Origin of the sequence: Dactylosporangium sp. NPDC005572 (genome assembly GCF_040605515.1) — a bacterium.
GTDB lineage: Bacteria > Actinomycetota > Actinomycetes > Mycobacteriales > Micromonosporaceae > Dactylosporangium.
The window spans coordinates 1-5,301 of record NZ_JBEXCY010000375.1 but is presented as its reverse complement, the minus strand read 5'-3'; the positions used below and the strand labels follow the sequence as shown (position 1 = coordinate 5,301).

Genomic DNA, 5,301 nt, shown 5'->3' with positions numbered 1-5,301 from the left:
GGTAGAAGCGCCAGAAGTCGTGCTCGATCGGCAGGGTCTCGCACGACGCGAAGCCCGCCTCGGCCGCCCAGCGCGCGACGGTCGGCACCCTGGAGGCGGCCGCCGAGGCGGCCCTGAGCGTGCTCAGCCGGCGGTGCGGCCGGCGGCGAGGGCGAGCAGGTGGAACGCCTGCGCCTCGGCCGACACGCCGGGCCGGTCGAACGTCGGCGCGCCGCAGACGGAGGTCACCCAGCCGTCCTCGACGAGCGGCGCCACGGCCGCGCGCAGCGAGTCCGCCGGGCCCAGATACGAGGCGGGGAGCCAGCCGCCGGCGACGCCGGTGCGGATGGTGTACTCCAGCATCTGCGCGACGTTGGCCTCCGTGAACGAGCCGGGGTCGTCCAGCACGTTGCCGAACAGCCCGTCGGCGCGCCGGCAGGCGAGGCAGGCGTCCAGGACCTCACGGGCGTGCCCGGCGAGCGGCCCGGCCAGGGCGGGGTCGTGCCGGATCGCGCGGGCGATCCCGGCGGCCACCCAGCCGCTGCCGGTGCCCCAGTGCTCGGGCGCGGCGAGCGCGCTGGTCGCCTCGTCGTACCGGGCCGCGTAGAGCCCGCCGGTGCACAGCCGGGCCCGGTGGCCCTCGACCTGGGCGACGGCGAGCTCCGGGCGCCCGGCGAAGGCGAGCATCGGCACCGCCATGTACACCGTGTCGGCCCACACCTCCCGCCCGCCGAGCAGGTGGAACAGCGTGCCGTCGGCCGCGCGCGGCGCCGCCGTGACGATCCAGTCGAGCTGCTTCGAGGCGGCGCCGGTCAGCCCCGCCAGTACCGCCGCCTCGTAGATCGCACCGGAGTTCACGGACCCCGCGTCGTCCCCGATGGTGCCCAGGCGGCCGTCGGGGCTCTGGTGCACGGCCGCGTCGCGGGCCAGCCGCGCGGCGAGGTCGCCGAGCCCCAGGTCGAGCAGGGCGTGGGTGGCCACGCCCTGCTCCCAGTTCTGCCGCTGCATGGCCAGCAGCGTCAGCAGTACCGGATGATCACGCATCCGCGACCGGAGTGAGCACGAAGACGGGGATCGTCCGGTCGGTCTTCGTCGTGTAGTCGTCGTAGTCGGGCCAGGTCGCCGTCGCCCGCTTCCACCAGGTCTCCCGCTCCGCGCCGGTCACCTCGCGGGCCGTGTAGTCCCGGCGGACCGGCCCGTCCTGGAGCTCGACCAGCGGGTGGTTGACGAGGTTGTGGTACCACACCGGGTGCGTCGGCGCGCCGCCCCGCGAGGCGACCACCGCGTACTCCCCGTCGTGCTCGATCCGCATCAGCGGGGTCTTGCGCAGCTTCCCGGACTTCGCGCCCAGCGAGGTGAGCAGGATGATCGGCCGCCCCCGCAGCGTGTTGCCCTCCGCGCCGTTCGTGCGCTCGAACAGCTCGGCCTGCTCGCGCGCCCAGTCGGTCGGGCTCGGCTCGTACTCACCGGTCAACGGCATGTTCGCTCCTTACGGCTGTTCCTTCTCAGCCTCGACCGTACCGTTTCCTCCGCCCTCGTCCTCGTCGGCGGGCTCGGTGCCGGGCGGCTCGCCCTCCGGGGTGGGTTCGCCGTCCGGGTGCCGGGCGAGGTACCGCACCGCGGTGTTCCCGACCGCGAGCAGCGGCACCGAGACCAGCCCGCCGACGATCCCCGCGACGACGACGCCGGTGGTGATGGCGAGGATGACCGAGAGCGGGTGCAGGGCGACCGCCCGGCCCATGATGAGCGGCTGGAGGACGTGGCCCTCCAGCTGCTGGACCGCGATGACCACGGCCAGCACGAGCAGGGCGCTCACCGGCCCGTTGGTGACCAGCGCGACGAGCACGGCCACGGTGCCGGACAGCGTGGCGCCGACGACCGGGATGAACGCGCCGAGGAAGACCAGCGCGGCCAGCGGCAGGGCGAGCGGGATCCGCAGGACGACCAGGCCGGTGCCGATGCCGACGGCGTCGACGAACGCGACCAGGACGGTGGCCCGCACGTACGACACCAGCGTGGACCAGGAGTAGTGCCCGGCCCGCGCGACCGGCAGCTGCGCCGGCCCCGGCAGCAGCCGGCACAGGAAGTGCCAGATCTGCGTGCCGTCGCGCAGGAAGAAGAACAGGGTGAACAGCACCAGGAAGAACCCGGTGAGCACCTCGCCGAGGGTCGTGGCGGTGCTCAGCGCGCCGGCGGTGAGCGCGCCGCGGTTGGCCGTCACCTGCTGCTGCAGCCGGTCGACCGTGTCGTTGAACTGCTGCTCGGAGATGTGCAGCGGGCCGTACGACAGCCAGTGGCGGATCTCGTTCAGGCCGCCCCGCACCTGCTCGGCCAGGTTGTCGAACTGGGCGATGAAGGTGTACACGATCACGCTGAGGCCGCCGAAGACCACGATCAGGCCGCCGACGAGCACGATCGCGGCGGCGAGCGAGCGTTTCATGTGCCGGCGCAGCCGGCCGGCCGCGGGCTCCAGCAGCGCGGCCAGCAGCAGCGCCACGACGACCGGGATGACCACCAGCCGCAGCGTCGAGATCAGCTTGAGCAGCAGGTACGCGGCCAGGACGAACAGGATGACCCGCCAGGCCCAGGCCCCCGCGACCTTGATGCCGCGGGGGATGCCGTCCTCCACTGTGGACGCCGGGTGGACGAGCAGCACGTCCGCCTCGTCCGGGCCGGTATCGAAGGGCGGGACCGGGCCGCCCTTGCGCGCGGTGGTCAGCCGGGCCCGGGCCCGCTCACCGACCTGGGTGATCCATGTCGCCATGCATGGCCAGTACCCCCGGTCGGGCTACTTCACGCGGTCAAACCTGCCGAATGCGTCCGGGTCCGAGTTGCTCGTCGTGCGCCAGACGTCGCCGGTGCAGGTGTACTTCACCGGGTCGGTGTTGGGCTCCAGGTCGATGCGGCCCTTGCTGGCGCCGTTGACCGAGATGACCACCGACGCCGTGCTCTCCTTGCCGGCGTAGCTGAGCTGGTTGCCGTCGGTCTTCAGGGTCCACTCGGTCGACCCGGAGAACGTCGCGGTCACGGTGCGGCCGTCCGGCGTCTTTCCACTGTAGACCGTCTTCGCGTCGTCCTCGATCGCGCTGCCGTCGGCGTTGATCGTCCACTGCTTGCCGCCGCCGGTCATCTTGATGGTGCCGAGGCTCTCCCGCGTGCCGACGTCGGTGTCGCCGAGCACGACCTGCTTCTGGTACCCCGTCTGCTTCCACTTGCCGACCAGGCACGCGTCGACCGGGCCCTTCGGCGACGACGACGTGGTGCCGTCGCCGGCGGCCGGGGTCTCGTTGTCGTTGCCCCGGGTGGTGGCGACGACGACCACGGCGACCGCCATGATCACGAGCAGGACCGCGCTGATGACCAGGGCGGCGAACCAGCGGTTGCGCTTCGGCGGCGCCACGGGGGCCGGCGGCTGGTACTGCGTGGGCGGCTGGTACGGCCCCGGGTGCTGGTACTGCTGCTGCGGGGGCGCGCTGTACGGCTGGTTGTAGGGCACGGCGGAGTACGGCTGCTGCGGCTGCTGGGGCGGGTAGTGCTGCTGTGGGTACTGCTGGGGCGGGTGCTGCTGGGGCGGGTAGGGCTGCCCCGGTGGCGGACCGTAAGCGCCGGTCTGGTCCTGCGGCTGCTGCCAGTGGTGCTGCGGGTCCACGACGGTTCCTCCCCGAAATGTTCATGAACCATTCGCCACCGAGAATGGCATACGCCACCGACTTCGCGCAGGTCGACTGATCCGACAAAAGCCGCGAAACGTCAGGCCGATGACCAGCAGAATTCCACTTGGCGCCGATCGACCGACCCACAGGCCGGTGATTTGTGTGACCATCGAGCGGAACGGGTACCCATCGCGCACCGGGCAGGCCCGTCGGAGGAGGTTGGGCATCATGCTCAGCGAGAGCGAGCAGAAGCGGCTCGCGGACATCGAAGCCGCGTTGCGTGACGACACGCGGTTCGTCAACGGATTCAACCGGGCCATGACTCGCCGCGTCACACCTCGTCGCGTGACCGCGGTCGTCATCGCCATCGCCGCCGTCGTCGGCGTCATCATCGGGCTGGCCGCCGGTTCCGTCCCCGGGGCGGTCCTGGCGATCTGCGCCCTCGGCGTGGCCGGCGGAGTGTGGACCTACCGGCCGTCCAACCCCGACCGGCCGGGCGACCCCATATAAACCCCTGATAAACCCCTGAACGTTTCGACCCGCACCCCCGGCGATCCGCCGATCGCCGGGGGTTTGCGCACCCCGGATCGGGGTCCGATCTTGCGCCCGGCCGGCCGGAGCGCCACAGTTGTCCTGTGTTGCGCCCGATTGCCCGGCTCAAGGTGGCGCTGAACGGCGGCCGCCGGCCCGGTGAGCACCCCGCGCTGCCCTGCACCCCGGCCGAGCTGGCCGTGGCCGCACAGGCCGCGGTGGCCGCCGGGGCCGAGGCCGTCCACCTGCACCCGCGCCGGGCCGATCTTGCCGAGTCGCTCGACGCCGCCGACGTGGGCGCGGCCGTCGCCGCGGTGCGGGCGGCCTGCCCGGCGACGCCGATCGGGGTCACGACCGGCCTCTGGGTCACCGGCGGCGACGTGGCCACCCGCTCGCTCGCGGTCGGGGGGTGGGCGGAGCTCCCGCGGTACGACCGGCCGGATTTCGCCTCGGTGAACGTCTCCGAACCGGGGTTCACCGAGCTGGTCCTCATGCTGGTGGAGCTCGGGGTGGCCGTCGAGGCGGGCGTCTGGTCGGTCGCCGACGCGGGCGCGCTGTCGATCGCGGGCGACCTGCCGCGCGTCCTGGTCGAGATCATGTCGCCGGCGACCGATCCCATGGCGGTGCTGGCCGAGCTGGAGACGACCGGGGTGCCCGGCCGGCGCCTGCTGCACGGCGAGGGGGAGACCTGCTGGCCCATGGTCGCCCTGGCCGGCCGGCTGGGGCTGCCGACGCGGATCGGCCTGGAGGACACCCTGACCGGCCCGGCCGGCGACCCGGTCGCCGACAACGCCGAGCTGGTCCGGCTGGCCCTGTCGGTGTGGTCGTCAGCCGCGTAGCGACCACGCCACGGCGTTGAGCGCCGCGCCGAGGGGTGTGTCGAGCCGCAGTGTGGCGATGGCGTCGCTCTTCGTCGCCCCCTGGTTCACGATCGCGATCGGCAGCCCGAGCTTCGCGGCCCGCACGACGAACCGCCGCCCGGACATGACGGTGAGCGACGAACCGAGCACCACCAGCGCCGAGGCCTTCTCGACGAGCTGGAAGCACTCCTGGACCCGGGGCGCCGGCACGCTCTCGCCGAAGAAGACCACGTCGGGCTTCAGCATCCCGCCGCACCCGCCGCAGTCGACGGTCGCGA

The 5,301-nt window shown here is 72.8% G+C and carries 7 protein-coding genes; 2 read left to right on the top strand and 5 right to left on the bottom strand.

Features of this window, described 5'->3' with window-relative positions; genetic code table 11:
* Positions 1–123: 123 nt before the first annotated feature.
* The 4 genes from ABZS66_RS60175 to ABZS66_RS60160 are packed head-to-tail and all read right to left on the bottom strand — an operon-like array spanning position 124 to position 3,628.
* Positions 124–1,023, bottom strand: coding sequence for a glycoside hydrolase family 88 protein (locus tag ABZS66_RS60175; RefSeq protein WP_354773757.1), 900 nt, complete (start codon positions 1,021–1,023; stop codon positions 124–126).
* Entirely contained in the window at positions 1,016–1,459 is a 444-nt protein-coding gene (locus ABZS66_RS60170) for a nitroreductase family deazaflavin-dependent oxidoreductase (protein ID WP_354773755.1), read from the bottom strand. The genes ABZS66_RS60175 and ABZS66_RS60170 overlap by 8 nt, the downstream gene beginning before the upstream one ends.
* Positions 1,460–1,468: 9 nt before the next feature.
* Positions 1,469–2,743, bottom strand: a complete 1,275-nt coding sequence (locus tag ABZS66_RS60165) for an AI-2E family transporter (protein ID WP_354773753.1) — start codon at positions 2,741–2,743, stop codon at positions 1,469–1,471.
* A gap of 24 nt (positions 2,744–2,767) precedes the next feature.
* The gene (locus ABZS66_RS60160) at positions 2,768–3,628 is read right to left on the bottom strand and encodes a hypothetical protein (protein ID WP_354773751.1); all 861 of its coding nucleotides are present in this window, start codon (positions 3,626–3,628) and stop codon (positions 2,768–2,770) included.
* 232 nt (positions 3,629–3,860) lie between these two features.
* Between ABZS66_RS60160 and ABZS66_RS60155 the strand changes: the two genes are divergently transcribed.
* Entirely contained in the window at positions 3,861–4,142 is a 282-nt protein-coding gene (locus ABZS66_RS60155; RefSeq protein WP_354773749.1) for a DUF3040 domain-containing protein, read from the top strand.
* Positions 4,143–4,267: 125 nt separating this feature from the next.
* The gene (locus tag ABZS66_RS60150; protein WP_354773747.1) at positions 4,268–5,002 is read left to right on the top strand and encodes a 3-keto-5-aminohexanoate cleavage protein; all 735 of its coding nucleotides are present in this window, start codon (positions 4,268–4,270) and stop codon (positions 5,000–5,002) included.
* On the opposite strand, the gene ABZS66_RS60145 is transcribed toward ABZS66_RS60150, so the two are convergent.
* The coding region (locus ABZS66_RS60145) for a Sir2 family NAD-dependent protein deacetylase (RefSeq protein ID WP_354773746.1) at positions 4,991–5,301 on the bottom strand (311 nt) is incomplete at its 5' end. The two genes, ABZS66_RS60150 and ABZS66_RS60145, sit on opposite strands and share 12 nt — an antisense overlap.

What these genes read in the sequence shown, in the direction of transcription:
- ABZS66_RS60155 (WP_354773749.1), top strand. Translation starts at nt 3,861, where the DNA reads ATGCTCAGCGAGAGCGAGCAGAAGCGGCTCGCGGACATCGAAGCCGCG.
- ABZS66_RS60175 (WP_354773757.1), bottom strand. Translation starts at nt 1,023, where the DNA reads ATGCGTGATCATCCGGTACTGCTGACGCTGCTGGCCATGCAGCGGCAG.
- ABZS66_RS60170 (WP_354773755.1), bottom strand. Translation starts at nt 1,459, where the DNA reads ATGCCGTTGACCGGTGAGTACGAGCCGAGCCCGACCGACTGGGCGCGC.
- ABZS66_RS60165 (WP_354773753.1), bottom strand. Translation starts at nt 2,743, where the DNA reads ATGGCGACATGGATCACCCAGGTCGGTGAGCGGGCCCGGGCCCGGCTG.